General features: G+C 67.4%; 2 protein-coding genes. Both read right to left on the bottom strand.

Features of this window, described 5'->3' with window-relative positions; translation table 11 throughout:
• Positions 1 to 92 precede the first annotated feature (92 nt).
• Positions 93 to 932 (bottom strand): alpha/beta fold hydrolase, encoded by an 840-nt coding sequence (locus tag BLW27_RS20505; protein WP_089886595.1) that lies wholly within the window; start codon positions 930 to 932, stop codon positions 93 to 95.
• Positions 933 to 987: 55 nt separating this feature from the next.
• Positions 988 to 2,135: DUF2254 domain-containing protein (locus tag BLW27_RS20500; RefSeq protein ID WP_089886593.1), on the bottom strand; the 1,148-nt coding region annotated here is incomplete at its 5' end.

Here is a 2,135-nt window from a genome sequence, read left to right as displayed (position 1 = left end):
CGGGTCAAACTGGCTGGCTCCCCCCTTGTTCCAATACGGCTCACAGCAGTGGCGAAATTCAAGACTGTCCCATGCGCCTTCGGCGAGCAATTTCAGGTGCGCGCACCGCGTTCCGGCTCGACCTCTTGCGGCCCGATCTCCTGCCGGATCAGGCTTAGCGTCTCGTCCGGCGCGTCCCAAGGGATGTAGTGGCCGGCATCTGCGATCCAGTGCAGTCGCGCCTGGGGAAACGCTGCGGCCGCCCGGCCGGCCTGCCGCGGCAGCAGCAGGCGGTCCTTGCGCCCCCAGACGATCGTGACGGGGCCGCGCGTCTTCTCGGTGCCCTTTTGAACGGGCCCGTCGGCCAGATCGCGCGTCAGTGCATCGAAGGTGGGGGTCGCCGCGAAAGACCGAAGCTCGCGCAGCGCCATCTCGGGTGGGACCTGCGCCGGTCGGGCCGAGATCTGGGCCAGAAGCGCCGCGCGGCCGGCGGCGTGGCGCGTCAGCGTCGGCAAGGCCGGGCGGGACAGCCGCGCGAACCGGCCGCTGGCCAGCAGCGACACCTTCAGGAACCGGCTTTCCCCGGCGCTCCAGAACCCGCCCGGCGCCAGCGCGACCGTCGCCCCGACAAGGTCGCGACGCGCCATTTCCAGCGCAACCCGCCCGCCGACCGAGTGGCCGACGCAATCGATTCCGACGATCTCCTCGGCGTGGATGAAGTCTGCGATCGCGTCGGCGATGCCCCGGAACGTGCCGGCGTCTGGCGTCACGGGCGAGGCGCCGTGTCCCGGAAGGTCCACGGCGATGACCGCGTTCGTCGTCGCCAGGGCGTCGATCAGATCGCCCCACGAAGCGATGTTGCCGCCCAGGCCGTGCAACAGGAGCAGGGGCTTTCCCGTGCCCCTTCGGACAACGTTGAGAGGCGACGCGGAGGGGTTCGTGTTCAGGCTCATGCTGGTCAACGATCAGGGCGCGGGAAACGATCCCACGCCCGTAGCGGACGCCTGATCAGCGTTGCTGCGCGCCGCCGCCGCCGGTCACGCGGCTTGCAGCCTGCTCCACGACCTCGATATCCGCCGGGTGGGACATCGCCGCGCGGGCGCGCTCCATCAGCTCCTCCGCAAAGCGGTCGACCGGCGCGCGGAACCCGTCCGGAGCGACGACCTGTATCGTTTCGAGCGCCTCGAACAGCTTCACGCAGACCTCGATCGTGCCGGCACCGTCCCGGGCGATCGGCCGGAACGCATCGTCCAAGATGTCCTGGGGCGAAATAGCGACCATCGACACCCGGTCATGTCCGGGTTCGGGGTGCGTCTGCTCCATTCGCGCGAACCATTCCGACAGGATGCGAACATCCGTCTGGATGACGTTGATGGCGGTGCCCGGATCGTTCACCCCGGTAGACAGCGCGCGCGCGGCGATCTCGTTCAGCACGATGAGGCCGAAGCGCGGATCGTGGTCGAAGGTCCGCTCGCGGCCAAGCACGATGGCTTCGCGGATGCCGTTAACGGCGTCTTCGTCAATCGTGCCCGACACGAGCACAAGCGGCCGCGCCGCTGTCACGTAAGCACCGGGCCGGGCGACCACATGTATGAAAAGATCGTGCGTCTCGGCGACCTTCTGAAGGCGGCCGGTTTCGATATTTTGGACGAAGCCCAGCCGGGTCGCGTGCAACGGGCGTCCGTGATCCGCCGCGCGGGTGCTTTGCCGGCAGCCGAACAACGGTCGTTCGGCGATCTCGCGGAAGGCGGCAGACGTGGTCAGTTCCATCCGCTGGATAGTTTCGCCGACCTGTCCTATGGACGAGATCTTGCTGATCCAGCGAATGAGCGCGCCGACCACCAGGATCACGACGAGGAGTGTGACGCTGAACAGGATCAGGCGGCCCGAGGCGGTGAAGAATCCGCTTGAAAGGGCGATGATGCCGACGATGCTGAACATGAACGCCCCGATGAAGATCGAGATCGGCGCCTGTGCGGCGCGGTCTTGGGATATCAGGCGCACGACGCGCGGCGTGGTCGTCTGGGAGGCGCCGAAGAATGCGGTGACCATCGTCGCCAAGGCGAAGGTCGCCACGGTAAGCATGCTGGTCGCGACGATGGTCAGGATGGTCTGCGTCGCGCTTTCCGGTATGTCCACCGGCAGGTCCTGCGGCA

Origin of the sequence: Citreimonas salinaria (assembly GCF_900107235.1) — a bacterium.
Lineage (GTDB): Bacteria > Pseudomonadota > Alphaproteobacteria > Rhodobacterales > Rhodobacteraceae > Citreimonas > Citreimonas salinaria.
The sequence above is the reverse complement of the archived record's forward strand: the minus strand, read 5'-3'. Positions and strand labels throughout refer to the sequence as shown.